Source organism: Natronococcus amylolyticus DSM 10524, from assembly GCF_000337675.1.
In the GTDB taxonomy this organism is placed as follows: Archaea; Halobacteriota; Halobacteria; order Halobacteriales; family Natrialbaceae; genus Natronococcus; species Natronococcus amylolyticus.
Genome location: NZ_AOIB01000028.1, coordinates 133,907 through 159,235, shown reverse-complemented (window position 1 = coordinate 159,235; position 25,329 = coordinate 133,907). Strand labels below are relative to the sequence as shown.

General features: G+C 66.8%; 22 protein-coding genes. 8 read left to right on the top strand and 14 right to left on the bottom strand.

Annotation, left to right across the window (positions count from 1 at the left end; translation table 11 throughout):
• Nucleotides 1-66: 66 nt before the first annotated feature.
• The gene (locus C491_RS13865; RefSeq protein ID WP_049891957.1) at nt 67-3,336 is read left to right on the top strand and encodes a nitric-oxide reductase large subunit; all 3,270 of its coding nucleotides are present in this window, start codon (nt 67-69) and stop codon (nt 3,334-3,336) included.
• A 38-nt stretch (nt 3,337-3,374) separates the two neighbouring features.
• Nucleotides 3,375-3,707, top strand: coding sequence for a hypothetical protein (locus C491_RS13860; protein ID WP_005557336.1), 333 nt, complete (start codon nt 3,375-3,377; stop codon nt 3,705-3,707).
• A 57-nt stretch (nt 3,708-3,764) separates the two neighbouring features.
• Here C491_RS13860 and C491_RS21750 read toward each other — a convergent pair whose 3' ends face one another.
• From C491_RS21750 to C491_RS13840, 6 genes are all read right to left on the bottom strand, one after another.
• The gene (locus tag C491_RS21750; RefSeq protein WP_083909330.1) at nt 3,765-3,950 is read right to left on the bottom strand and encodes a DUF7560 family zinc ribbon protein; all 186 of its coding nucleotides are present in this window, start codon (nt 3,948-3,950) and stop codon (nt 3,765-3,767) included.
• Between the two features lie 96 nt (nt 3,951-4,046).
• Nucleotides 4,047-4,934 carry a TorD/DmsD family molecular chaperone gene (locus C491_RS13855; protein WP_005557335.1) on the bottom strand — a complete coding sequence of 296 codons (888 nt, stop codon included), beginning with the start codon at nt 4,932-4,934 and terminating at the stop codon, nt 4,047-4,049.
• A gap of 2 nt (nt 4,935-4,936) precedes the next feature.
• Nucleotides 4,937-6,145: a 4Fe-4S dicluster domain-containing protein gene (locus C491_RS13850; RefSeq protein ID WP_049892067.1), complete on the bottom strand. Its 1,209-nt coding sequence runs from the start codon at nt 6,143-6,145 to the stop codon at nt 4,937-4,939.
• A gap of 2 nt (nt 6,146-6,147) precedes the next feature.
• Nucleotides 6,148-9,744 carry a molybdopterin-dependent oxidoreductase gene (locus C491_RS13845; RefSeq protein ID WP_005557333.1) on the bottom strand — a complete coding sequence of 1,199 codons (3,597 nt, stop codon included), beginning with the start codon at nt 9,742-9,744 and terminating at the stop codon, nt 6,148-6,150.
• Nucleotides 9,737-9,862, bottom strand: a complete 126-nt coding sequence (locus tag C491_RS23995; RefSeq protein WP_275040012.1) for a hypothetical protein — start codon at nt 9,860-9,862, stop codon at nt 9,737-9,739. Before C491_RS23995 ends, C491_RS13845 begins: the two co-directional genes overlap by 8 nt.
• A 137-nt stretch (nt 9,863-9,999) precedes the next feature.
• Nucleotides 10,000-11,211, bottom strand: a complete 1,212-nt coding sequence (locus C491_RS13840; RefSeq protein ID WP_005557332.1) for a P-loop NTPase — start codon at nt 11,209-11,211, stop codon at nt 10,000-10,002.
• Nucleotides 11,212-11,392: 181 nt separating this feature from the next.
• On the opposite strand from C491_RS13840, the gene C491_RS13835 reads away from it, so the two are divergent.
• The gene (locus C491_RS13835) at nt 11,393-12,064 is read left to right on the top strand and encodes a helix-turn-helix domain-containing protein (protein ID WP_005557331.1); all 672 of its coding nucleotides are present in this window, start codon (nt 11,393-11,395) and stop codon (nt 12,062-12,064) included.
• A gap of 142 nt (nt 12,065-12,206) precedes the next feature.
• Nucleotides 12,207-15,017, top strand: coding sequence for a cation-translocating P-type ATPase (locus tag C491_RS13830; RefSeq protein ID WP_049891954.1), 2,811 nt, complete (start codon nt 12,207-12,209; stop codon nt 15,015-15,017).
• Between the two features lie 58 nt (nt 15,018-15,075).
• On the opposite strand, the gene C491_RS13825 is transcribed toward C491_RS13830, so the two are convergent.
• The 4 genes from C491_RS13825 to C491_RS13810 form a co-directional block, all read right to left on the bottom strand.
• Complete coding sequence (locus C491_RS13825) at nt 15,076-16,320, bottom strand: glycosyltransferase (RefSeq protein WP_005557329.1); 1,245 nt, start codon at nt 16,318-16,320, stop codon at nt 15,076-15,078.
• A 95-nt stretch (nt 16,321-16,415) separates the two neighbouring features.
• Nucleotides 16,416-16,835: a universal stress protein gene (locus C491_RS13820; protein ID WP_005557327.1), complete on the bottom strand. Its 420-nt coding sequence runs from the start codon at nt 16,833-16,835 to the stop codon at nt 16,416-16,418.
• A gap of 164 nt (nt 16,836-16,999) precedes the next feature.
• Nucleotides 17,000-17,476, bottom strand: coding sequence for a pyridoxamine 5'-phosphate oxidase family protein (locus C491_RS13815; RefSeq protein ID WP_005557325.1), 477 nt, complete (start codon nt 17,474-17,476; stop codon nt 17,000-17,002).
• A 103-nt stretch (nt 17,477-17,579) separates the two neighbouring features.
• A complete protein-coding gene (locus C491_RS13810; RefSeq protein ID WP_005557323.1) occupies nt 17,580-17,933 on the bottom strand; it encodes a DUF7344 domain-containing protein in 354 nt (117 codons plus the stop codon).
• A gap of 472 nt (nt 17,934-18,405) precedes the next feature.
• On the opposite strand from C491_RS13810, the gene C491_RS13805 reads away from it, so the two are divergent.
• Entirely contained in the window at nt 18,406-18,717 is a 312-nt protein-coding gene (locus tag C491_RS13805; RefSeq protein WP_005557322.1) for a hypothetical protein, read from the top strand.
• A gap of 256 nt (nt 18,718-18,973) precedes the next feature.
• Nucleotides 18,974-19,858, top strand: a complete 885-nt coding sequence (locus C491_RS13800) for a CPBP family intramembrane glutamic endopeptidase (RefSeq protein ID WP_241431321.1) — start codon at nt 18,974-18,976, stop codon at nt 19,856-19,858.
• Between the two features lie 121 nt (nt 19,859-19,979).
• On the opposite strand, the gene C491_RS13795 is transcribed toward C491_RS13800, so the two are convergent.
• On the bottom strand, nt 19,980-20,372 hold the full coding sequence (locus C491_RS13795; RefSeq protein WP_005557318.1) for a secondary thiamine-phosphate synthase enzyme YjbQ: 393 nt from the start codon (nt 20,370-20,372) through the stop codon (nt 19,980-19,982).
• A gap of 104 nt (nt 20,373-20,476) precedes the next feature.
• Here C491_RS13795 and C491_RS13790 point away from each other — a divergent pair, with 104 nt between their 5' ends.
• Nucleotides 20,477-21,208 carry a diphthine--ammonia ligase gene (locus C491_RS13790; RefSeq protein ID WP_005557316.1) on the top strand — a complete coding sequence of 244 codons (732 nt, stop codon included), beginning with the start codon at nt 20,477-20,479 and terminating at the stop codon, nt 21,206-21,208.
• Nucleotides 21,209-21,294: 86 nt separating this feature from the next.
• Here the strand turns inward: C491_RS13790 and C491_RS13785 are convergent, their stop codons facing one another.
• Nucleotides 21,295-21,744 carry a pyridoxamine 5'-phosphate oxidase family protein gene (locus tag C491_RS13785; protein ID WP_005557314.1) on the bottom strand — a complete coding sequence of 150 codons (450 nt, stop codon included), beginning with the start codon at nt 21,742-21,744 and terminating at the stop codon, nt 21,295-21,297.
• 174 nt (nt 21,745-21,918) lie between these two features.
• On the opposite strand from C491_RS13785, the gene C491_RS13780 reads away from it, so the two are divergent.
• On the top strand, nt 21,919-23,247 hold the full coding sequence (locus C491_RS13780) for an ATP-grasp domain-containing protein (RefSeq protein WP_005557313.1): 1,329 nt from the start codon (nt 21,919-21,921) through the stop codon (nt 23,245-23,247).
• A gap of 57 nt (nt 23,248-23,304) precedes the next feature.
• On the opposite strand, the gene C491_RS13775 is transcribed toward C491_RS13780, so the two are convergent.
• Both C491_RS13775 and C491_RS13765 read right to left on the bottom strand, forming a co-directional pair.
• Nucleotides 23,305-23,706, bottom strand: coding sequence for a hypothetical protein (locus C491_RS13775; protein ID WP_005557311.1), 402 nt, complete (start codon nt 23,704-23,706; stop codon nt 23,305-23,307).
• A gap of 489 nt (nt 23,707-24,195) precedes the next feature.
• The gene (locus tag C491_RS13765; RefSeq protein ID WP_005557309.1) at nt 24,196-25,182 is read right to left on the bottom strand and encodes a TackOD1 domain-containing metal-binding protein; all 987 of its coding nucleotides are present in this window, start codon (nt 25,180-25,182) and stop codon (nt 24,196-24,198) included.
• Nucleotides 25,183-25,329: the final 147 nt, after the last annotated feature.

Sequence of the window (25,329 nt, the reverse complement as noted above, 5' to 3'; positions counted from 1 at the left end):
ACTGACAGCCGCACAAATATACAACTGGCTCGAACACGACGGCACAGTCGGATGGTCACATAGCACATGGAACTCGCGAACGCGCTACTGACCGGGACGAGGGGTATAGATCGCCTAGAGTCGGTGGCCGACCGCCTCGAGGACGGCACGGAAGCCGTCGCCACCGCCTCGGCGCAGGCTCGCCGAGCCGTCAGCGAGCGGACCGCGGCCGCCGTCGACCGGGCTGCGGACGAACGCCGCGATCGGTCCGACTCCGACGAACCGTTCCGCGACCGCGCCCTCGAGCGCGTCGCCGACGAGGCGTGCAGCCGCGTCGTCGGTCGCTCCACCGAGGAGCTGCGCGAACAGGTGGAGACGGACCGAGACGCGACCCTCGATCGGGCGCTCGAGGCGTTCCTGCGTCGGTACCGACTCGACGCGACGCGACTCGACGACGAGACGCTAGCGGCGATCCGCGACCGGGTCGCGCCCGAGGCCGATCTCGAGCCCGAGGAACTGCTCGAGCGCCTCGCCGACGCGGACGGCTCCCCGTCGGAGTCGAACGCGGGAACGGGACCAGCCGACCCCGCAGCTGCCGTCGCCGACGCGTCCGAGGACGCCTACGGGACGTTCTGTGCGGCGCTGGATGTCGAGGGGGATCGGTCGCTGGACCGAATCCTCGAGGACGTCCTGAACCGGGACGCCGTCGAGGTCGCCCGAGCGCTCGAGCAGGGCCTCGAGGCGTTCCCGGCGGAGCTCGAGGGTTCGGGAATCGGGTCGGGACACACGGCCGAGTGCGCTCGGGGTACGGGTGCCGGACCCGCGGCTCCGTCGGAGCCGAGCCTCGCGTCAGGCGCTAACGGTGTCGACTCGGATACGCCCACGGGAACCGCGTCGGTGGCGACCGCGGCGGCGCTGGCGGCGACGATGCTGCTGTCCGACGACCTCGGAGAAGGACAGGCACTGTCCCAGCTGTTGCCGATGTTGGCCTCGACGGGAGCGAGCGGCGACGGGTTCGGCGACGGTCTCCTCGGGTGGCGACTCCTCGAGCTGTTCTCGGGGTCGCTCGCGACTACCGACGCCGGCGGGATCGATCTCGCGTCGCTTCGTTCGCGGTCGGCAGGATCGAAGGCGCTGATCGCGCTGTTCATCGCGAACCTCGTCGCGATGAGCATCGGTGCGTGGGTCTCCCGGGAGAAGGCACCGCCGATCCCCGAGGAGATCCGCGACCCCGACGGTGAGGCGATCGTCACGGCCGACCAGATTCGGCTGGGGAAGAAGGCGTTCCAGGCCAACGGCCTGATGAACCACGGCTCGATCCTGGGCAACGGCTCGTACTTCGGGGTCGATCTAACCGCGGACGCCCTGGAGCTGAAAGCCGAGTACGTCCGCGAGTACTACGCTCACGAGCGGGGCGTCGACTCCGTCGAGGAGCTCGAGCCCGACGAGCGAGCGGGCGTCATAGAGCAGGCCGAGCGGGAGTTCGACACCGACGCACCCGAGGGGCCGTTCGCGAGCTACTCGGAAGCGGCAGCGTACGCCCACCGTCGCATCCGCGAGGAGTACGTCGAGCGCTACTACGAGGGCGACCCCGATCGAGGCGTCCCGGCGGAGTTCGTCAACTCGGCCGACGAGGCTGAACGGATCGCCGACTTCGCGTGCTGGACGGCGTGGATGGCCCACACCGACCGTCCTAACTCCGATCACTCCTACACGAACGACTGGCCCTATGTCCCGGGCACCGGGAATCGACCGACCGGGCAGGTGCTCGTCTGGAGTACGATCAGTCTCGTCCTGCTCATCGCGGGCGGCGGCGCGGGGGCCTGGGCCTACCACGCCTTCGACTTCGCCGAGCCCGCGACCGAGGTCGTCGACATCCCCTCGCCGGATTCGGTGTCGATCACACCGACCCAGTACGCCGCGGCGTGGTACGTCCCCGTCGCCGGCGCGCTATTCGTCGCCCAGACGCTCGTCGGCGCGCTGCTCGCCCACTACTACGTCGAGCGGACCGGATTCTACGGCATCGGCGACGCCCTGGGGATCGACATCGTCTCCCTATTGCCGTTCTCGGTCGGTCGAACCTGGCACATCAACCTCGCGATCCTCTGGATCACGGCGCTGTGGCTCGCGGGCGGGCTCTTCCTCCCCGGACTGTTCACCGACAGCGACCCGCCCCTGCAGGCCGCGGCCACGGCCGGGCTGCTCGGCGTCCTCGTCGCGACGACCATCGGCGCGTTCGCGGGCGTCTGGTTCAGCTCACAGGGAGCGTTCGCCTCGCCCGACGAGAGCGAGCTCTGGTGGTGGCTCGGCTCCGAGGGACTGGAGTACCTCGAGGTCGGCCGGCTGTGGAAGGTGCTGTTGCTCGTCGGCTTCGTCAGCTGGACGGGCCTCGTGTTGCGAAGCGTCCGCCGGATGGACGAACCCCCGACCGGGCTCGGTCACTTCATGACCTACGCGGGCGGCTCGATCGCGCTGATGTTCGCCGCGAGCATGCTCTACACGCCCGAGACCAACATCGCCGTCACGGAGTTCTGGCGGTGGTGGGTCGTCCACATGTGGGTCGAGGGCGTCTTCGAGTTCTTCGTCACGGCCGTCGTCTCGGTCGCGCTGGTCTCGATGGAGCTTCTGGACAAGGGCGACGCCGAGAAGGCGATCCTCTTCGAGGTGTTTGCCATCATGGGGGCGGGGATCGTCGGCGTCTCCCACCACTACTGGTGGGTCGGCCTCCCCGACATCTGGGTGCCGATCGGGACGACGTTCTCGACGCTCGAGTTCGTCCCGCTGCTGTTTATCCTCTACCAGAGCTTCGGCGAGTACAGCGCGCTGAAAGCCCAGGGTGAGTCGTTCCCCTACACGCTACCGCTGCTCTTCATCATCGGCTCGAGCGTCTGGAACTTCGTCGGCGGCGGCGTGCTCGGATTCTTCATCAACCTCCCGGTGATCAACTACTACGAGCACGGCACCTACCTGACCGTCGCCCACGGCCACGCGGCCACCTTCGGCGCGTTCGGCCTGCTCGCGCTCGGACTGGGCACCTACGTCATGCGGGTCGTCACCCCCGAGGCGGCGTGGGAACCCGCCTGGTTCCGCGGGGCGTTCTGGCTGACGAACGTCGGGCTGGCGGTGATGACCATCGCGTCGCTGCTGCCGCTTGGCTTCCTGCAGCTCCAGACGTCCTACCAGGACGGCTACGCCGCGGCCCGCAGTCTCGAGTTCTACGAACAGGACCATATCCAGACGCTACTGTGGGCCCGCACGCTCGGCGACACGCCGATGATCCTCGGCGCCCTCGCGTTCACCGTCGGTGCGGTCCGACACCTCCTCGCCGCGCGGCGCGAGCACCGCACGACAGGCTAACCGTTCCCGGTCGCTTTTTTGGGCACGGTCGCATCACAGTGCGTGAGAGCGATCGGCACAGCGTCGATGTGAACGAGGTCGCGGGAATCGCGGACGCGACGGCGCTGCACTGGACGCTCGTTCTTGACGGGTTCTTTCCGCTGACGATCGTCGGCTACGCTTTCCAGTTCTTCCCCGTCACCGGGGCGCGTGTTCCCGGCGCGAACGAGCGGGGCGTCGCGGCGACGATCGGCCTGCTGGCCGTCGGCGCGGCGATACAGGGGCTGGGTATCGTCGGCCAGCTCGGAACCGTCCGAACCGTCGGAATCGCGCTCTCGCTGGCCGGTTCGCTCGGCTACCTCTACCTCGTGGGCGGACGGTTCGCGAGCTGAGCCAGGATCTGTCCGATCGCGACGGGGGGAGTCGCTGCGATCCGCGAGCGACGAGAGTCACCGCTCGCGGACGAAATCCCGTTCCGAGACGTCCCGGCCACAGAAGATACAGCCCCTTCCGAGCAGCTGGTCCTGGACCGGCGCGTCGACCACGGTCTGCTCGCTGCAGTGCGAACACTCGAACTCGTACCGGGTTCTGTCGGAGCCCATGCTTTCGGGCGTATCTATGGTAACGGAACGCATATTTTCGAAACCACAGTACGATGGGGAACGTCCTCCGATGGCGGCGATGTTGGCGGATCAGCGCTCCCGATATTCGTGCTCGAGGGGCGGCCGTCGCTACTCGAGCGACGCGTCACCGCTCGACGCGTTCGGCTGCGATCCCGGGGTCGGCTCGTCGAGTCCCGCAGCGTCAGCGCCGCAGCCACCACAGCCCCGTCCCGCGTCGCCGAAGACGTCCTCGCTCCACTCCGTCACCCCGGGATCGTCGGGGACCCACTCCGGCTCCAGCGAGAGGGTCTCGAGTTCGTCCTCGACGAGTGCCGCGAGCAGGTCGGCAAGCGAAGCGTAGAAGCCGTCGTCGCGTGCGCTCACCTCGTCCGCGAACCGCCAGAACCACCGCCCGAGGTGATCCTCGAGGAACGAGCCGCGGGCGTCGACGACGGTCGCGACCCCCTCGTCGTCGCCGCGCCGTCGCAGCCGCGCCTCCCGGAGACAGCAGTGGCCGAGAAACTCCGTCAGGTAACAGACGTGGTCGCCGCGGTACGGCATCGCCTCACCGACGTCGAGCCCGAAGGCGTCGTAAAACCCCCTGATGTCGGCGAGCTGGCGAACGGTTGTCAGCAGCGGCCCCGGAAGGTAGGTCAGTTCGTACGGCGAGACCGATCGTCCCTCCTCGACGCCGAACAGCGACGCCCACTGTCGGGTGACCTGGTCGGTATCCGCCGGGGGTTCGACGGCCGTCGCCGCGTCCGCGACGGCGCCGTCGACTGCCGTCGCGGCGTCGACGAGCCCCGCGGCGTACTCCCCGTTCTCGAGCAGTCGCTCGAAATCGTCGTCGGGACGCGCGAACCCGAGCGCCAGCAACGAGTACAGCCGTCCGCGGGCGGTCGCCGTCTCGGGATCGCCCGGGGGCAGCTCCCGGGTCGGTTCCGGCTCCGCATCGTGGTCGTCCGTGCGGTTCGATCGTTCGCTCGGCGGGCCGCCGAGAATGGTAAACTCGCTCATGATCAGGTGATGTCCAGTCGGTAGACTTCCTGTCCGTCGACCTCTTCGACGCGGTCGCGTTCGGCCTGTGGCTCCGTGATCGGGACCCGACCGACCTCGTCGCCCTCGTAGTAGCCGATCGCCTCGTCGCCGTCGACCTCGAACTCGGTGAGCGACCACTCGGTACTACCCATCAGGTTCAACAACCCCTCGAGGGCCGGTTCGTCGCCGTCACCGATCCCGCGGTACGTCTCGAAGGCGTCCTCGACGCCGGGCCCGAACAGCTGCTCGAGGTAGTCGATCGGTGCCGTCGTCGGCGGGATGTAGTAGACGTTTGGTTCGAGGCCGAACTGCGGGTACAGCGGCAGGGCGATCTCCTTCCGGTGGACGAGGAAGTCCATCGGGTTCGTCGGCTCCTCCATCGGATCGCTGTCGTCGGCCTCTTCGGGCGTGTTGATGTAGCCGTGGAGCCGGATCTTCCCGAGACAGGTCTCGAAACACTGCGGCGCCCGTCCGTCCTCGGTCTTCGGGTAGCAGCCGACGCACTTCTGGGAGATGTTCTCGGCCGGATTGAACTGGGCCTTCTTGTACGGGCAGGTCTCGTTGCAAACCAGCCGCGCCTCGCACTCCTCGCGGTCGATCAGGACGACGCCGTCCTCGGGGCGCTTGTAAATCGCCTGCACGGGACAGCCGCCGGCGCAGCCGGCGTACGTGCAGTGGTTACAGATCCGTGGAAGGTAGAAGAACCAGATCGGGTGCGTGTCGTCGTCGAAGTGCATGTCCGGTTCCATCCCCTCGCCCGCGCTCTCGTCCTCGCCGAGGTTGGGGTAGCGCCAGTCGTCCTGGATGTCCGGCATGAAGCCGGCGACATCGTCGTTGATGTTCTCCTCGGTCGGGTGGGTGTCGGGATCGTCCCAGTCGACGTCCTCGGTCTCGAAGATGGTGTCACCCTCGTAGGTGTCGCCGTCCCACTCCATCGCACCCATATCCTCGAGGGTCCGCTTGTCCCAGCCGACAGGGTGGCCGCCGTAGGGTTTGGTTTCGACGTTGTTCCAGAACATGTGTTCCTGGCCCTCCTCGTGGGTCCAGGTCGTCTTGCAGGCCAGGGTGCAGGTCTGACACTCGATGCACTTGTTCAGGTCGAACATGGCCGCCCACTGTCGCTCGGGGCGGGCCTCCTCGTAGGGGAACTCGACCTCGCGGTTCAGCTGCCAGTTGTCTACTTGTGGCACGATCATTCACCTCCGGTGTCGATAAAGTCGCCGTCCAGGTACTGTTCCATCGCGTCGTCCTCGTAGCCGGGTCGCAGCCCCATCTCGGCGACCCGCCAGAGTCCCTCGCCCTCGAGGCCGCCGTCCTCGGCGTGTTCGACCCTGACGAACGCCTCCTTCGGGGCGCCGTTGGCGCAGTGGACGTCCGCGGCGTAGCCGGTCTCGACGTTCTGTCCGCCGTAGTTCTTCCGGGCCATGTCGTCGGTCAGCAGCGTCGGCCGGAACCACGTCCGGGTCGCGCTCTGGTGACCGCCGTACCGGTACAGCGAGACGTAGTCGGTTTCTTCGTTTCGCGCCTCGCCGTCATCGCGTGCCTCGTGCCCGTCGGCGCTGCCGTGAGTGGCCTCGTTGAGGTTCATCCAGCTCTTGACGATCCCCGAGGGCAACGCTGGCTGGTAGCGAACGCGCATCATCGCCCGCGCAACCTGGTAATCGTCGTCGTCCTCGTCCCATCCGCGGTACGGGCGGTCCTCGGGATCGGCATCGATCCAGACGTAGTCGCCGTCCTCGAGGCCCTCTTCCTGGGCGTCGGCGGGGTTCATCTCGACGTATCCCTCGCCGACGTACGGACGCCGTTCGTCCTCGCGGTCGAAGTCGCCGAAGTTGCCCCACCAGACCGCGATGTTCGGCAGGGCGTTGGCGAACGTGTGGGCGCCGTGGCGGTACTTCGGCGTCATGTAGTTGTAGCGGTACCCCTCGTCTAGCTCCATTAGCGGATGCTCGGACTCGAGGAACTCCTCGGCCCCCATCACGACGTTGCGCACCTGACGGAGGTCGCCGTCGAGCTGGTCGGGATCCCAGCCGCGGTCCTCGGGCGTTTCCGGGTCGATCAGCGGGTGATCGCCGTCGTCGACGAGGACGTTCGGCTCGTTGGGCGTCCCGTCCATCACCTCCCGGAAGACCGGGATGTTCTCACCGGCGTCAGCGAAGTGGCCCTCCTCACGGAAGAACTCGAGGCGACCGGTCTTCGTGTACCAGGGGTCGTCCCCCTGAATCTGTCGGCCACCCTTGAATTTGGGGTAGGTCCCGGTCATGATGAGTTTCGGAACGCCGTTCTCGGCCTCCTCGAGCATCTCGTCGACATCGTAGCCGGCGACGGTGTTCGAGTTGTCGACGATGCGCTGGAGGTACGGGCGCGCCTGGTGGTCGTCCTCGTCGATGAACGTCCAGTAGTCCTCGAACCGGTCGTCGCCGGTGGATTCGGCCAGCGCCGCCGCGACGCCCGCGTAGATCTGGGCGTCGTTCCGGGTGTTGTAGATCCGCTCCTCGAGGCCCGTCTCGGGCATCGTCATCACGAACGGGTTCGTCACCGAGGCCGTAATGTCGTGGACGTGGTGTTCGGCCCACGAGTCGACCGGGAAGACGATATCGGAGTACTCGCAGGTCTTCGTCCACCACCACTCGTTGGTGAAGACGGCCTCGATAGCTCCCGTCCGTAGCATGTTCTGGATAATGTCGTAGGCGCCTTTCGCGTTGCCCAGAATCGAGTTCGAGCCGGCCGTCCAGAGGAACTTCGTCGGCGTAAACATGTGCGAGTCGCCCATGTAGTACTCGCCGTCCTCCGGATCGTACTCGCCCTCGTCGTCGAACTTCAGCGGCCGATCGCCGTGGGAGTACCAGTGGGTCGATTGGGAGGTCTGGCGTTCGTCCTCGCTGGCTGGCTCGTCGGGGTCGAGTTCGGGGTCGAACGGGTCCTCGTTGATCCACTGGGTTCGGCCGTTGAAGTAGGCCCCACGGTAGTTCCCGGCGTAGCTACCGACGTTGCCGCCGAAGTGGCCGACGTTGCGCGTCAGCGACGTCAACAGGAACGAGGCGCGACCGAACAGGTCCTGGTTGGTGTAGTGGTTCGGCCCCATCCCGGTCAACAGCAGCGCCGACTCGTGGCTCGTCCCGAACGCCTCGGCCAGACTCTCGACTGCGTCGGGATCCGTGCCGGTGACGTCCGCGACGGTCTCGGCGTCCCACGTGTCGGCGAGGTGTTCGGCGATCAGGTCGAAGACGGTACGAACCTCGATCGTCTCGCCGTCGCCGGCTTCGCCGGCTGCCAGCGAATCATCCTGATTCGCGCTGTCGACGGTCTCGACCTCGAAGGGGCCCTCCAGACTCGCGGGAACGTCGAAGTCCTCGCCGACTTCGTCGCGGCTGACCGCCACGTACTCCTCAGCCTCCTCGTCGCGAACGACGAAGTCACCCCAGTCGGTCCGCAGGTCCTCAGTGAGGACGTTCTCCCAGATATCGGTCACGCCCTCACTCGGACGCTCCTCGTCGTCCTCGACGACCACGGTCTTCTCCAGCTCCGCGGGCTCGTAGCCCTCGATCACCTCGCTTGCGCGCAGTAGTCGACCCTCGTCCATCCGCACCAACAGCGGCAGGTCGGTGTGCTGGCGGACGAACTCGGCGTCGTACATGTCTTCCTCGATGATCTGCCGGGCAGCGCCGAGCAACAGCGCCGTGTCGGTCCCGTTCCTGACGGTGATCACCTCGTCGCACTTCGTCGCCGTGGCGGCGTAATCGGTGAAGACACCGGTGACGTCAGCGCCCTTCATCCGGGCCTCGGTCAGCCAGTGGGAGTCGGCCATCTTCGTACAGATCCAGTTCATTCCCATCAGGACGATGTGGTCGGCGTACTCGACGTTCGACAGGTCGAAGTCGACGGTCTGCTGGCCGGTGACCATGGTGTGGCCCGGCGGCAGGTCCGTGTGCCAGGAGTAGTTGTCCAGGCCGACGCCGCCGATCGCCTCGTCCTCGTCGACGTCCCGAACGTGGTGGTCGACCAGCGCCATCTGGTTCGCCACCCGGTACATCCCCATCAGGCGGATCAGGCCCAGCAGCGGCATGCCGCCGCGGAACTTCATCGTCTGAATTCCGGCGCCGCCGGTCTCCTCGACGACCCGCTCGTCGTAACCCTGCTCGAGCAGCGACTGCTGGCCGTCGTCGCCGCTGTAGTGGTCGGCGAGCTCGAGGATCGTCTCCGCGGCCAGTTCGTAGGCCTCCTCGAAGGAGACTTCCTCCCAGCCGTCCTCGCCGCGCTGGGCGTACTCCTCGGGCATCGAGCCGTCGTCCTCGCGGGGGAAGCCGTCCTCGACCCACTCGAGGAACCCCTCCCGAACCATCGGCGCGTGGACGCGGCGATCGCCGTAGAAGCGTTCGATCATCGCCAGCCCCTTCTGGCAGACGCGGGGATCCCAGCGCGAGGACGCCTGGTTCCCCTGGAGGTCAGTCGCCTCGCCGTAGCCCATCGAGGGCTGGAGGCGCGTGATCGTTCCGTTGGTGACCTGGGCCTCGAGGTAGCAGTTGTGGGTGTCGTTGGGCGTACACGTCAGCATGAACGTGTCGTCGACCGCCCAGATGTCGCGGTAGAACTCCTCCCAGTCGCGGTCCGGGTACTCCTCGAAGACGTTGAACGGCTCGTCCGGCTCCTCGTCGTCACCGGCACCCGGAAGCGTACAGCCCGCGAGCGCGGTCGAGGCCGCGACGGCGCCCGCCTTGAGGACCGAACGACGCGACGGGCCGTCCGCGAGGGGCGTCTCCGACGCAGGATCGAACTCGTCGCTAGCCATCGTCCCACCTCCGATCCGGAACGAGGACGTCGGGTCGGTTCACCCCGCCGGAGGCCGGCGTCGGAGTCGAAACGCCGATCGTGCCGTCGAGCGCGGTCGTCGTGCGATCAGTGCGCATATCCCTATCTCTTACGGCCCCGCCGAACAGCGTACATCCACCGCACTATGGGAGTTTTTAACGGGGATAGAAACAGGGGGCAGTGACGAACGGCGAACCACGAGCGCGAGTAACGAGCGACGGGCAGTAAGCGACGATCAGCCCCGCGTCAGCTCGAGCAGGGCCCCGGTCGCCCCGATCGGCGAGCGCTCGGTCGTAGCGAGGACGCGACCGACGTCGGCCCGAAGCGCGTCGTCGACCGCCCCCGGATCCTCGACGACGGCTCGGACGCGATCGCCAGGCGCGATCGCACCCAGCTCGTCGCTCAACTGTCGCACCTGGCTCTCGCGGGGCAGCCCCCGCAGCTCGAGGGCGTCGTCTGGGACGGCGCCGAGGATCGCCTCCAGGAACTCGCCGACCGTCCCCGCGAGGTCGTCGAACGCGTCGTACTCGCGGCGACCCCCGGGGTTGCGCTGGAGCTCGCGGTCGAAGGGAACACCGTGGACGATCGGGACGTCCAGTTCGACGGCGTCCTCGAACAGGACGTTTCGCTCCCCGCAACACTCACACGCGAAGCTGTTCATGTTGACGACCCCCGCGACGGCGGCGACGCCACGCTCGTCGAACAGCTCGATCGTGCGGCGGGTGTCGTCGACGCTCGCGTCGAACGGCGTCGTCACGAAGACGGCGCCGTCGACCGGGACGTGTTCGACCACGGCGCCGACGACATCGTCGGAGCCCGCCGGCATATCGATGATCAGCACGTCCCGCTCGGACCAGGCACCCTGGCCGAGCAGGTTCTCGACGGCGCCGTACGCGATCGCGCCGCGGCGGGCCGTCGGCGGGTCGCCACCGACGACGCCGGGGCTGAGGACCTGCAGTCCGTCCTCGCCCTCGAGGGGGACCGGCTGGCCGCTGTCGTTCGTCAGGACCGGTCCCTCGACGTCCTCGAGGAGATGGGGGACGTTCGGTCCGTAGATATCCGCGTCGAAGAGCCCGACGTCATACCCCCTGGCCGACAGCGTCCGCGCGAGCGCGACCGAGACGGTCGTCTTCCCGACGCCGCCTTTCGCGCTCGCGACGGCGATCACGTGATCGACGGCGGGAAGCTCGACGTCCTTGTCCTCGTGGCGCGCCGGCAACACGCGGACGCGTTCGGTCTCCGGCACCGCGAGCGCGGCGCCGCGGATCTGCTCGACGATCCGTTCCGCGAGGTCGTCGCCGAGCCCGTCGACGGCGACCTCGACCGTCACCGTTCCGTCGGTCCGCTCGAACGAACGAACGATCCCCTTCGAGATCGGATCGATGCCGTCGGGAAGTTCAATCGCTCGAAACGGGTTCCGTTCCTGCGTCGACGAATCGGTGCTCATGGCCGGTACTGTGTGACGCGGCGACAAACGATCGCCCCCACAACGCTGTGGTGGTTTATATACTCGGTGCGTCTCGCGATCGACGGCGAGAGGGTCGTGGACCGTCGGCTACAGCGTCCGATATCGGAACCAGGAACTCTCATGGACCCCACTTATATAATGTGTTCTGGTACCGCACCGCATGGGAGGTGGCGCTCGCGTCGAGCTACGGATCGAGTCCCCCGCGGAGTGTCCGGTCGTGGACGTCGCCGCGGCGACCGGCGGGACCGGGCGATCGATCGCCTGGTCTGCCGATCCGGAGACGGGACGGACGGTCGAGGAGTTCGTCCTCGAATCGGACGCGGACGGTTCTGATACCCTCGAGCTCCCCGTCGAGACGGTGTTCAGTGACGCCTCGAGCGAGATCTACCGGTTCGACCGGGATGCCAACCGGGACTGTCCCTGCGTCTCGATCGAACGGTTCGGCTGTCCGATCGCGAACGTCGAGGCGAGCGATGACGCGCTGTTCGTCACCTTTCACGTCGCCGAGATGGACGAGATCCGGCCCCTGCTCACGGAGCTTCGCTCGCGGTACGACGGGCTTTCGGTCGAACGGCTCATTCGCTCCGAGACTAACCGAGACGAGTCGAACCTGCTGTGTATCGACCGGGACGTCCTCACGGACCGCCAGATCGAGGTGCTCCGGACGGCCCTCGAGATGGGGTACTTCGAGCGACCGCGGGACGCCACGGCCGGCGAGGTCGCCGCGGCGCTCGAGATCAACCGGGCGACGTTCGCGGAACATCTCGCGTCGGCCCAGCGGAAACTGCTGCCGGATATCGTGGGGAGACGGGAGCAGGCGCGTGATCGGTGAACCGCCTCGGCAGTTGGCTCCGAGTCGCTCGCCGACGGCTGATCGGCCGCCGTAACCCGAATAGGACGCGACGATTGGCTCGTATTCCCAACCTTCGGGGATCGCGACTACTCATTACCCTACTGAAAGTCATACTCCACACGTGTCACAGTCAGAGCAATACGAGCGAGCCAGGTCGGACACTGGCGGCGGCTGGCACTCGCGGCCGCTCGAGGACGTCTACGCGGACCTGGAGACCTCACCGGATGGGTTGGACTCGGCGGAAGCAGGTGCCCGCCTCGAGCGCGAGGGGCCGAACGAGATCGAAGCGGGGGCGGGCGTCTCTCCGCTCCGGATTCTGCTCGAGCAGTACACCTCGGCGCTGATCTGGGTGTTGATCGTCGCCGCGATCGTGATGGCGGGCGTCGGCCACCTGATCGACGCCGGCGTCATCGCGGGTATCGTCGTCTTCATCACGCTCTTCGGCTTCCTCCAGGACTACCGGGCCGAGCAGAGCATCCGGGCGCTCGAGGAGCTGTCGACGACGTCCGCACTGGTCAGACGCGGCGGCGAGAAGCGGGAGGTCGACGCGAGGACCCTCGTCCCCGGCGACGTGATCTTCGTCGGGGCCGGCGACATCGTTCCCGCGGACGCCCGACTCGTCGAGGAGTCCAACCTGCGCGTCGACGAGGGGGCGCTGACGGGCGAGAGCGTCGGCGTCTCGAAAGCGGTCGGCGAGGTCGCCACGGATACCTCGCTGGCCGAGCGCGAGAACGTTCTCTACAAGGACACTGTCGTCCAGCGGGGCTCCGGAACCGCCGTCGTCGTCGAGACCGGTCCGGAGTCCGAGATCGGGCAGATCGCGACCGCGCTCGAGGAGGCCGAGGACCGCGACACGCCGTTCCAGGCCGAGATGGATCGGCTGGGGAAGCTCATCGCGGTCGGCGTCGTCGGGATCGTCTCGATCATCGCGGTCACCGAACTCGTCGTCGGCGACACGGCGCCGCTGCAGGTGTTTCTCACGGCGGTCGGGATCGCGGTCTCGGCGGTGCCCGAGGGGCTGCCCGCGGTCGTCACCCTCTCGCTGGCGCTCGGGGCTCGACGGATGGCCGAGCAGAACGCCCTCGTTCGCCGACTGCCGATCGTCGAGGCGCTGGGCTCGGTCGACGTCATCTGTACGGACAAGACGGGGACGCTCACCGAGGAGGAGATGACCGTCCAGCGGATCGTTACCAACCGCGAAACCTACGAGGTAACCGGCACCGGCTACGGCACCGACGGCGAGTTCCGCCGGGACGGCGATCCCGTCGACGAGGACTGCGTGGCCGAGGTGTTGCGCTGTGGAATGCTGTGTAACAACGTCGACGTCGGAACCCGCGAACGGGACGACGACGGTGGAGCCGCGACCGATGACCAGCGCAGCGAGGAAGATCGGACGTATCTCGGCGATCCAACTGAGATCGCGCTGTTCGTCGCCGCACAGAAGGCCGGGTTCGACCACGAGGAGCTCGAGGAGACGTACCCCCGGATCGGCGAGATCGACTTTACCTCCGCGCGAAAGCGGATGACGACGGTCCATCGGACGCCCGACGGTGGCATCACCGCGTACACGAAAGGCGCTCCCGAAACCGTCCTCGAGCGCTGTAACCGCGAACTCGTCGGCGGAGAGGTCGTCGAGCTGACCGACGAGCGTCGTCGGGAGCTCGAGGCACGGACAGAATCGTTCGGCGAGGACGCGCTTCGGGTAATGGGCTTTGCCTACCGACCAGCGGTTCCCGACGCACAGGCCGAGAATCCCGACGAGGACCTCGAGCGAGGGATGGTCTTTCTGGGTCTGCAGGGAATGCTCGACCCACCCCGCCCCGAGGTCCCGGACGCGCTCGCAGGCTGTCTCGACGCCGGCATCGACATCGTCATGATCACCGGCGACAACGCCGTCACCGCGCGGGCGGTCGGCGAGGAGATCGGGCTTCGCTCGGCGACGGTGATCACGGGTCCCGAGCTCGAGGAGATGAGCGACGAGGAGCTTGCGGCCGTCGTCGAAGACGTCGACATCTTCGCACGCACATCCCCCGAACACAAGACCCGAATCCTTCAGACGCTTCAGGCGAAGGGCCACACGGTGGCGATGACCGGCGACGGCGTCAACGACGCGCCCGCGGTCAAAAACGCCGACGTCGGCGTCGCCATGGGGATCCGCGGCACCGACGTGACCGAGCAGGCCTCCGACATCGTCCTGCTGGACGACAACTTCGCGACGATCCGTGATGCGGTGCGGGGCGGCCGACGCATCTTCGACAACGTCCGCAAGTTCGTCAACTACCTGCTTTCCGGCAACGGCGGCGAGGTGACGATGATCTTCACGGGGACGCTCGCGGGTCTTGGCCTCGTGATTACGCCGATCCAAGTGCTCTGGATCAACGTCGTCACCGACGGCATTCCGGCGCTGACGATGGGCGTCGACCCGGCGGCCGACGACATCATGGAACGGGAGCCGCGACCGCCGGACGAGGGCGTCATCACGGATCGGATCGTGACCTCGATCGTCGGTATCGCGCTGTTCATGACGGTCTGTTTGCTCCCGCTGTTCACGCTGAACTTCTACGGCGAGCTGATCCCGGGGTACGACGTCACCGGAGCGCTGCTGGGCTGGAGTCCCGACTACGACGTCGGCCGCGAGCTCGCCCAGACGATGGTGTTTACCGGTTTCGTCGTCTTCGAAATCGTTCGCATCCAGGCGATCCGGTTCCGGTACGGTCTCGGGATCGGCTCGAACCGGTGGCTCGTGCTCGCCGTCGGCGTTGCGATGGCGCTGCAGCTGCTCGTGCTCTACACGCCGACCGGGCAGCTCCTGTTCGACGTCGAACCGCTCGCGCTCGTCCACTGGGCACAGATCGCGGTCGCGGCGGTCGTCTTCGCCCTGCTGATGGCCGTCTTCGTGAAGGTACAGGACCGGTACTTCGATCGGTACTGAGCGGATCGGCAGCCGTCAGCGCCGTGTTTCGCCCGTGGCGTGGTCGTCAGCGTCTCCGTCAGCACTCGAGATCCAGCACCGTCGCGAGGACACCGAGGAGGTCCGCGAGCTGGCGAGGAAGCAAGAAACGTTCGCGGACGCGGTCTCGGCCGTTCGCACCGAAGCTCGTTCGCAGGCGCTCGTCCTCGAGCAGCGCGACGACGCCGTCGGTAACGCCCGGAACGTCGTTCGGCTCGACGAGGTAACCGTCGTGACCGTCCTCGACCTGTAGTGGGATGCCGCCGACGTTCGACCCGACGACGGGCGTGCGCTTCCAGAGCGCCTCCGAGACGACCAGCCAGAACCCCTCACGAAGCGACTTCTGGACGACGACGTCGGACTCCCGTTGCAGGACGTTCACCGTCGTGTCCGGGAGATCGGTCAACACGTGGACGTCCGGGTCGGCGGCCGCCTCCTCGGCGACCCGCTCGTACAGCTCCGCTCCCTCCGGATCGTCGCCGGCCATCCCACCGACGAGCGCTAGCTGGAGGTCCGGCACCGCCTCGCGGGCTCGGCGGGACGCCTCGAGCGTCCCGAACTGGTCCTTCCACGGGTCGAACCGGGAGACCTGCGCGACGACCGGAGCGTCGAACGAGAGGGGCTCGAGCCGATCGCGTTCGGCGGCGACCGTCGCCTCCTCGAGCGACCGGTTCTTCTCGGAGAGCGGATCGATCGAGGGATGGACGACGCTCGCTCCCGGAACGTCGATCGAGCCGCCGTACGCCGCCCGGCTGAAGACCGCGTGATCGACCCGCTTTGCGTACTCGGAAACAAACGCGAGGTGCTCCTCGGCGGGAGCGGTGAGATCGACGTGGCAGCGCCAGACGAACGTCGCGTTCGGCATCGCCTCCTCGAGCCGATCGATCGTCCCGAGGGGCTGGGGGTCGTGGAGCACGACGACGTCGTACTCGCCCTCGATCTCGGTCGCGTTTCGCTCGGTTACCGCACGATAGGTCGCCTTCATCGCCTCGGTCAGCTCGGTCCCGCTCCCCTGAAGCCCGTTGTGGAGCGCCTTCGTCACCTCGAAGAACTCGTCGTCGGCGTCCATGACGAGCCAGTCGGTGTCGACGCCGAGATCGACACACACCGGGACGATCGACCGGAGAAGCTCCGCGACGCCGCCGCCGGTCGACGTCGAGCTGACGTGGAGCACCCTGACGCCGTCCAGCGTCTCGGCGAGCGCTCGGAGCCGCTCGAGCCGATCGCCGGGGGTGACCTCGGCGTACGCCTCGATCGACCGATCCGGGAGCGATGGAGCGTGCATCTCGTCGGTCTCGGTACGACGACCGTGCTGGTATCAGTTGCGGGGACGGCGGGCCCCATCCGGCCAGTTTGCCGCCGCGTCGAAACTCCGCGGGATCAGACCGTCAACACCGGTCGGTCGGCGGTTCGGACGATCCGCTCGGCGACGCTCCCGATCCGATCCGTCCGCGTGTGACTCTGGCCCTGGTAGCCGATCACGATCAGGTCGGCGTCGAGTTCCGCCGCCTTCTCGCGGGCCTCCTCCCAGGGGCGGCCGTGACAGACGGTCCAGCGACACTCGACGCCAGCGTTGGCCGCCCGATCGCCGACCCCCTCGAGCATCGCCGCGCCGCGGTCCTCGAGGTCGTCGAGGACGAGTTCGGTGCTGCTCAGCGCGGGTTCGCCATACCGGTGGGTTTCGACGCAGTACAGGGCGTGGATATCCGCGCCGTATCGATCCGCGAGCGTGAGCGCGTGCTCCACCGCCCGGTCGGCCGGCTCGCTTCCGTCGGTCGGCACGAGAATCGTGTCGTACATCGGCGTCGGACTCCACACCGGAGGGACTCAAATAAGTAACACCAGACCTCCTGACAGAAGGAGCGCGACGACTGCGATCGGCCGGTCGACTTCCGCTCGAGCGTCGGGGAGCGAATCGGTCGGGGCTCGTCGGCTCGCGACGGAAGCGCGAGAGCCGTCGATCGCTACTCGTCCGCCGGCTCGAAGGCGGGCGGGAGCCCCTGGTGTTTGATCCCCGTCTGCTCGTCGACCCGGAACTCGTAGACGGCGACCTTCCCGGAGTGTGACGCCGACTCGAGGAGGCTCGGCCGCCACGCGTCGGCCAGAACGTCCTCGAGTTCGTCCCACGACGATTCCGAGACGGTGGAGATCCGTCCCGACAGGAGGACGCTCTCCCAGCTGTACGCCGTGTCGATCGAGAACGCCAGAAAGCTCGCGCTCTCGGCCCGTTCGGTTAGCGCTTCCTTTCGGCTGTTCGAACCGAGGAGGTACGTAAAGTACAGGCGAGAGTCGCCGTCGTAGCCGAACGACAGCGGAAGGAGGTAAGGTGCACCTTCGTTGGGAAGCCCGAGAACACCCGTCTTCCGGGTCGAGAGGAAGTTTCGAATCTCACTGTCGTCCATTTCGACCAATCCGTACTCCCGCAGTTCGTCGACTGACATATGCGCCTAGTCACGGACTACTACCAAAAACCCACCCACGATCCCCGGGTGGTGAGGATCGGCTACGGGATACGCGTCCCCGGCTGACAGTGGGGTTCGGTCGCTACCGAGCCGACGGGACCTCCGAATCGACCGCCTCGAGCACGCTCGAGACGAGGTCACAGCGGTAGTAGCGAACCGTCCTCCCGTGGCGGTCGTAGTCGACGAGACCGATATCTCGGAGCATCGGTAGATGGACGTGGTGCAGCTCTCCCGCCCACCCGTCGTCGTCCGTTTCGTCACCTGTCGCGGAGATGGCTCGAGCCAGTTCGTCGACCGTAATCCAGTTCTCGTCGGACGCCTCCAGCTCTGAGACGATCTCCCGACGACGCGCGCTGGCGAGCACGCGAAGGACCCCGTCCGCCTCGCAGGTCCGGTACACGATCCCGTTCTCGTCGAGGATCGGACACTCACTCATGATCAGTTGGTTCTACGACGGGCGGTGGGCGTAAAGTCTCCCGCAAGAGTTCCCACGACGTGATAATATCGGGACTGGGAGCCGTTCTCGAGACGAGTGCCAACCGAACCCGCTTGGCTCTCGAGTCCGGCCGTTCGATCGCTCGTCCAGTTGGCCGCAGTCACCGTCTCTCGAGGGAGAATTCCCCGTTCTGATTACATATGTACCTGCGTAATTTACGTCCCGACTGGAAAATCGGACTACAGCCGCTTCGAGCGCCCCACGACGAGCGCTGCGGTCCGCGCTGCCAGCAGGGAGGCGAGTCGAGACCCAGCTATTCGTCGTGGTCGACGTCGGTATCGTTCTCCGTACGAACCTCGATCCTGCCAGCCATCGGGTCGGGGTGAGCCCCGCAGGCGTATTCGGCGAGTCCCAAGTCCGCCCGAACCCGAAGCGTTCGTGTCTCCCCTCGCGTTTCGATCGACTCCGTCAGATGTCGCTCGGTGATCGCTCCGTCACCGTCACGGAGTACGATGGCGTGCGATTCGCCGTTACCGTTTCTGACGGTGATCCCGTACTCCCGGCCCTCGTAGAGGACGAGCGTTGGACTCCACTCGCCGGCGATAGCGTCGGGCTCGAGGCCCCGCCATCCGTCGACGTCGCCCTCGAGGACGATCTCCTCGACGCCGCCTCACGCGTCGTGAACGGCTGCCGGCTCGGTACACCCTCCGAGAGCGACCGTTCCGCCGACAGCGGCGAGAATCCCCAGCAGCGTCCGACGTCCGCACCCGCACCGGTTCCCTGAAAACGGATCGGCGAGCGAGAGACGCTCCTCGAAGCGGGTCGGGGCCGTTGAGATGGGGTTCGGTTCCGTCGTGGGACACCGATCGGATCGGTCAAGAGAGCGGTTCGCATCGGGTGGGCTGGCTACGGCGAGCGACGTAAACCGGTTTTGCACGACGACTGCACTGACACGACGGCGTATCTGTCCGCTCTCGAGAACGGCTCGCGGCTGCCACGAGCCGCGACAGGTCCATCCGTCGGCTCCGCGAATGGGGAACGTGAATCCGAGAGAACGACGACCGAGGAGCCGCATCCCAGCTTTCGGGCGTCGCCTCGCACCGTGGGGGTTCCCCATTTGCTACCTCGGCTGGGCGTACCTCTGGTGGCTCCCGATCGTGCTCTCGGGCGACTCCGTCTGGACGTTCCCGAACGTCGCCTTCCTCCTCGTGGGCGGCTCGAGCCCGCTGGTGGCGGGGCTCTCCCTGCTGTGGCTGACGAGCGGTCGGGACGGCTACCGCGACCTTCGGCGTCGACTGACCGAAACCGACCGTATTCGGCGCCGCTGGTGGCTGGTAATCGCGCTGCTGTACCCGACGTTCACTCTGGTGGCGGCTGCGGTCGCGATCGCGATCGGGTACACGTCTTCTCCGCTCGAGATCGCCGAGCCGCGGCGACTCCTCGAGCCGGGATCCCTCGCCCTGCTACTGGCCGTTGCGCTCGTCTTTCCCGTAGTCGAAGAGATCGGGCTGCGCGGCTACTGGTTCGATCAGCTGCAGGCGCGCTGGAGCGCGCTCGCGGCGAGTCTGATCCTCGGAGTCGTCTGGGCGGCGTGGCACGTGCCGCTGGTCTACATGGTCGGCTACTACGACGAGACGACGTTCCAGCCGGAACTGTGGTGGTGGCTCCCGAGTATCGTCCTCACCGCGATCGTCGGGACGTGGGTGTACAACAACACTCGGCGAAGCGTCCTCGCGGTGATCGGTCTCCACTTCGTCGGCAATCTGACCGGCGAGACGATGGGATTCGCGAGCGAGATGTATCCCGTCGTCCACCTCGGAACGGTGCTCGTCGCGGTCTGTCTCGTGATCGTCTGGGGACCCAAATCGCTCCGCGGGTGGGGCGTTCCGAAGCCGACCGCGGGAGTCCTCGAGCGATCGAACTGACGGCGGGCCCGAGGTGCGACTCCTCAGTCGACGTCCGCTGACGGGTGTCGCTCCGCGTTCACGACACCACCCACCTCGAGCGGGCGGCCGAAGATTTCGCGCCGGGTACGGACGGGACGCGCTACGCCGAGACGGTCGTCACCCGAAGCCGACGCTGCCTCGGGCCGTCGCAGTCGACGAACAGGATCGCCTGCCAGGTCCCGAGCGCGAGGTCGCCGTCGACGACGGGAACCGTGACGCTCTCGCCGAGCAGGGTCGACCGCAGGTGGGCGTCCGCGTTGTCGTCGATCGCGTCGTGGGCGTACCCCTCGCCGCGCGGGACGAGGCGCTCGAGCGCATCCTCGAGATCCGAGAGGAGCCGGTCCTCGCGCTCGTTGACGATCACGCCGGCCGTCGTGTGCGGGACGTACGCGGTGCAGAGCCCGCTCTCGAGATCGGTCGGGACTGCATCGGCGACGTCGGCGGTGACGTCGACGATATCGACCCGCTCGTTCGTCCGAACGTCGATCTGCATGGACGACTCGACGACCGACTCCGTGATAGGCCTGGCGCTGCGAACAGCCGCGCTCGAGCCCCGTCTGCCCCCGGATGTTTATCGAGCGGGAACGAAGTGTACCTATGGTCGCATCCGATGGCGGCTGGGTCGCGCTGTTTTCCGGCGGAAAGGATTCCTCGTGGGCGCTGTACCGGGCGCTGGAGGCAGGCCGCGACGTTCGCCGGCTCGTCGCCGTTCGCCCTCCGGAGGGGAGTCACACCTATCACGCCCCGGCGACGTCGGTCGCCCGGCTGGCAGCACGAAGTATCGGGATCCCCACCGCCGATGCGGGGCTTCCCACGACCGATATCGAACCGCCCGATCTACGACCGACCCCGGCGAACGGAGTCGAGGATCTCGAGCCGCTGGAGGTCGCACTCGAGCGTCTCGACGACGCGTTCGACGGCGGGCTCGAGGGTGTCGTCGCCGGCGTCGTCGAAAGCGAGTTCCAGGCCGACCGCCTGCGATCGCTCTGTGACGGACTCGGCTGTGACTTTCTCGCGCCGCTGTGGCGAGCGGAGCCGCGGGAGCTCGCGACGGCGATGATCGACGGCGGCCTCGGGATCGTGATCGTAGAAGTGTCGGCTCCCGGGTTCGACGCGGACTGGCTCGGTCGGCGGCTGGACCGGGACGCCCTGGCCGATCTAGAGGCGATCCGTCGCGAGCACGGAACTCATCTCCTGGGCGAGGACGGGGAGTTCGAGACAATCGTGATCGACGGTCCGCATATGACGCGCTCCATTGCACTCGAGTTCGAACGGGAGTGGAACGGGGAGTGGGGCCGGCTGCGGATCACCGACGCTCGGCTCGAGTGACGGCGTCTGGCTCGCTGGCGGAACTCGTCCCGCTCGGCAGGATACCAGCCCGACTCGGCGACCGGGACGCGCTCGATCCGCCGGTATCAGGAGTCGGTTCGAACCTCCTTCCGCCCCGTCATCGTCTCGGGCTCGAGGCGGAAGAAGCGAAACGCCACCTCCTTCGGCGGTCGTTCGAAGACGTCGACGAGCGGGATCTCGACGGCCCACATCCCGTGGAGCGCGCCTGGATCGAACGGATCGTCGGAGATTTCCTCGAGTTCGCCGCTGGCGACGACGCTCCGCCAGCCGTCGTCGGTGTTCCGATGCGTGACGAACGAGACGGATCGGTCGACGAGCTCAGCCTTCCGGCCGTCCTTCGGCATCGAGAGTCGGTAGTAGAGCGCTCCCTCGTCCGGGTTGTACCCGTAGGAAACGGGAACCGAGACCGGAGGGTCGTCCGCGCCCGTCGCGAAGGAGATAACCCCGACCCCGCCTCGACCGAGGAATTCGCTCATCTCGTCGGCGCTCAGCTGAAGCCAGCGAAGCCCTTGCATACCGGTATGGAGAACGGGAGAGGTGAAAGTACCTTGCTGTACGGAAACGAGACATTCACACCGGGATGAGCGAAATGGTCACCTCGGCTCGAGGACGGACACTCACCTGAATCCGCCCGCTCGAGTCAGCTTTCGGGCTACGGTTTTACCGATTCGCACGCCGTAGAGCGGCACATGGACGACAATTCGGTTCGGGTCGGCGTTTTGAGTTTTCACGATAGCAAGGAGTCGAAGGCGATCTGCAACGCCGTCGAGGAGCTCGGCCACGAGCCCGTCTGGCTCCGCGAAAACAACGTCCTCCTGCGATTTACGGACGGTACGTTCGTTCTCGAGCCGGACGTGGACGTAGTGATCAACCGCCTGCTGCTGTCGACGGCGACCCAGCCCGTCGAGGCCGTCGGAATCGCGAACGCGATCGCTCGATTTCGGCCGATAGTGAACGATCCTAACGCCGCGGCGCTCGCCTCCCACAAGATCGCCGCCGCCGCGACGATGGTCGCAGCGGGTGTGCCGATTCCGGAGACGGCGCTGGCGATGGGAACGACGACAGTCGGGCGGGTCGGCCCGACGTTCGGCGAGGAGTTCGTCTACAAGACGATCGTCGGAACCCACGGCGGCGGCGCGTGGAAGGTCCGCCAGAACGACCTGCTCACCGGAACCGTCGGGACGCGGCGCGCGTTCCTGCAGGAACTCGTTCGCGCGGACCGCGAGCGAACCCGGGATCTCCGCGTCTACGTCGTCGACGGAACCGTCGTCGGCGCGATGTACCGCTACGCCGACGAGGAGGAGTGGCGGACGAACGTCGCACGCGGCGGGTCCGTCGAGGACGCGACCGACGCGCTACCCGCCACTGTCGAAGACACCGCGACGACCGCGGCGTCCGCGGTCGGACTGGACTGCGCCGGCGTGGACCTCATCGAGGGCGAGGACGGCTGGTACGTTCTCGAGGTCAACCCGACCGCCGGATTCAGGGGACTGTTCCGCGCGACGGGGCGGAGTCCGGCGCCCGTCATCGCGAAAGTCGCGGTCGAGCGCGTTGGAGGGTCGGTCGACGACGAGCTAGTCGAGCAGTTGCGGGCGACGCTCGACGATTCGGTTCCGTCGTGTGTCCCGAGCGAGGCCGAGCCGATCGGGAGCGACGCACCGGTCGTCGGGCTCACCGAACGCGTCGTCGTCAGCGGCACGACCGACACGAAGTCGGTGGCTGGCCGGGCCGAACCGGTCAACGCGCGAACTCGGATCGATCTGCAGCTCGCGGCCGCGATCGGCGCCGGTCCGATCCAGGTCGGAACGACCGACTCCGTCGAGAACGGCCGTCGTCGGCGACCCGTCGTGGACGTCGTTGTCGGCGTCGCAGGAACCGAACGAACCGTCGACGCGATCGTCGAGGACCGAGCCGGAGAACAGTATCCGATCCTGCTCGGTCGCGATGTGCTCGCCGAGTTCCGGATCGACGTCGCCAGCAGGTACGGCGGCCGGATCGATGAGTCGCTCGAGGAGTGAGGGGTTCCGTTTCGGGGACCCGTCGAAGCGGTGCCGTCGGACCGCGCTCCGCCGTCGCTACCGTTCGTCCTCGAGGACACGCTCGTACACGTCCAGAATCGGACGGTACCGGTCGCGGTGACTGTCTGGAAGCTCCCGGACGATGTCGTAGCTGTCCTCCGAAACGACGATCGTTCGCGGAACTCCCTGCCAGTCCTCGCGGTGGCCGAAGAGCTCCCGCTCGATCCCGTACCGGCCGTTCTCGTCGACGTAGGCGACGCGAGTCACCGGGAGGTCGAATCGTACGTTCGGAATCGAAACCTCCTCGAGCGAGCGGGCGACGGCGGCGAACCGACACCCCGATCGTTCGGTATCGTCGTCCTCGAGCCGGTGGATCGTCTGCTCGTCGATCAGCGCGACGTCTCGGGCGGGGGCGCTACCGGCGGTACGTTTATTACCGTCTCTCGTTTTCGTATTCATGTTCTCTGAGATCCCGGAGGACACGAGGTCCGCTGTTGGCGCAGCGGGCCGGAAATCGTTCCCGACACACCTCGAGTAACTATCTATATTCTAGCGAGCCACGCTTATAAACCTGTGGCGTTCCTTTCAGGTTACGGACTATCAGAAAAGCAACCCCCGTGTGGTAGTTCTGACAGTCATACTGTAACGTACCTGGGAGGAAGATTGAGGTGGGGAAATCTGCGGTTCCGTGAACGGTTTCAGGCGGCCAGAGTCAGTCGCTGTTCGGTTCGTCCTGCCCGCCAATTCCGGCGGCGAAGACGAAGGTAACGAACCGAATCGAGTCTGCGTCCTCGAGACTGTGACGAAACCGGCGAGACGTGAGACGTGGCGTGACCGTCGGAACCGGCGCTGCCGCCGCAGAGACGAACGATCGGGACCGAAACGGCTCCTCGAAGGGACCGACCGACGTCCCTTTCGACACTCCGAAAACGCTCGTGTTGGCTGCCCTCACTGACGACCGTTTCGGCCGGGAACCTCGAGCGCAGCGGTGAGGCGTTCGAACAGTCCGGGTCGATAGGCACCGACGCTCTCGGTCGTGTCGTACTCGGGCTCGAGCGTGCTCTCCCCGTCCTCGTCGAACGTCAGCACCGTCAGCTCCGAGCCCTCCGCTCGCTTCGCGACGTCGGTCTCGACGGTTCCCGAGGTCGTCACGACGACCGGGTGTGCGCCGACCGATTCCGCGAACGCACAGAACTCGTCGACGCTCTCGGCGTCGGGCGTCTCGTGGACGCTGACGATCCGTCGTTCGCCCATCAGCCCGTCCTCGGCGAGGACGTGAACGCGTCGGGACCCGTCGTCGCCGACGGTGGTGTCGATCTCGGTCTCGAAGCGACGCTCCTCTAGCGCCTCCGCGGCCGTCCGACGGGCCGCCTTCTGACGGGCAAGCCACGTCTCGCCCTCGGGAGTGAGCGTGTACCGGTACAGGACCCGTTCGATCGTCTCCAGCGGGGGGAACATCGACGAGCACTCCCGGCACCGAAGTCGGTCGTCCGGCACGTCGAACGACTCGGTACACTCCTGGCAGCTGTAGCGGAGTTTCTTCTCGATGTCGACGGACTCGAGGTCCTGCTCGCAGTCGGGACAGCGGTAGCCGGCCTCGGACTCGAACTCCGATTCGGGACCCGCGTAGCCACAGACGTGCTCGAGCACGGTCGTCTCGATAGCCTGTGGATCCCCGCAGGCCGGACAGACGGTCGTGTACTGTAACCCCTCGCTCGTACACTCGGGGCAGACGTACACCTTCGAGACGAACCCGTCGGCCAGTACCCCTCGAGTGGCGAACCGCTCGAGGACGACGGTCGGATCGTCGTCGATCTCGTCGAGCAGGTCGGCGGCGGCCGAGTAGTTCACCGACCCGTCGTCGGAGATGTCGGGCTCGAAGGCGTCGTCCTCGAGCAGCGTATCGATCAGTCGAAGCTCCCCTGGTGAAACCATAATCCCGGTTCGAACTGGGAGGACAATTACCGTATAATTTCCGCTTGAGTGGCTACTAGTTTCTCGGTGAATGTCCGTTGTTCGCAACTGGAGTCGAGAGGGTACGGGTTCGATACTCGTACCAAGTAATAGTCGCTTTGCTGGTGA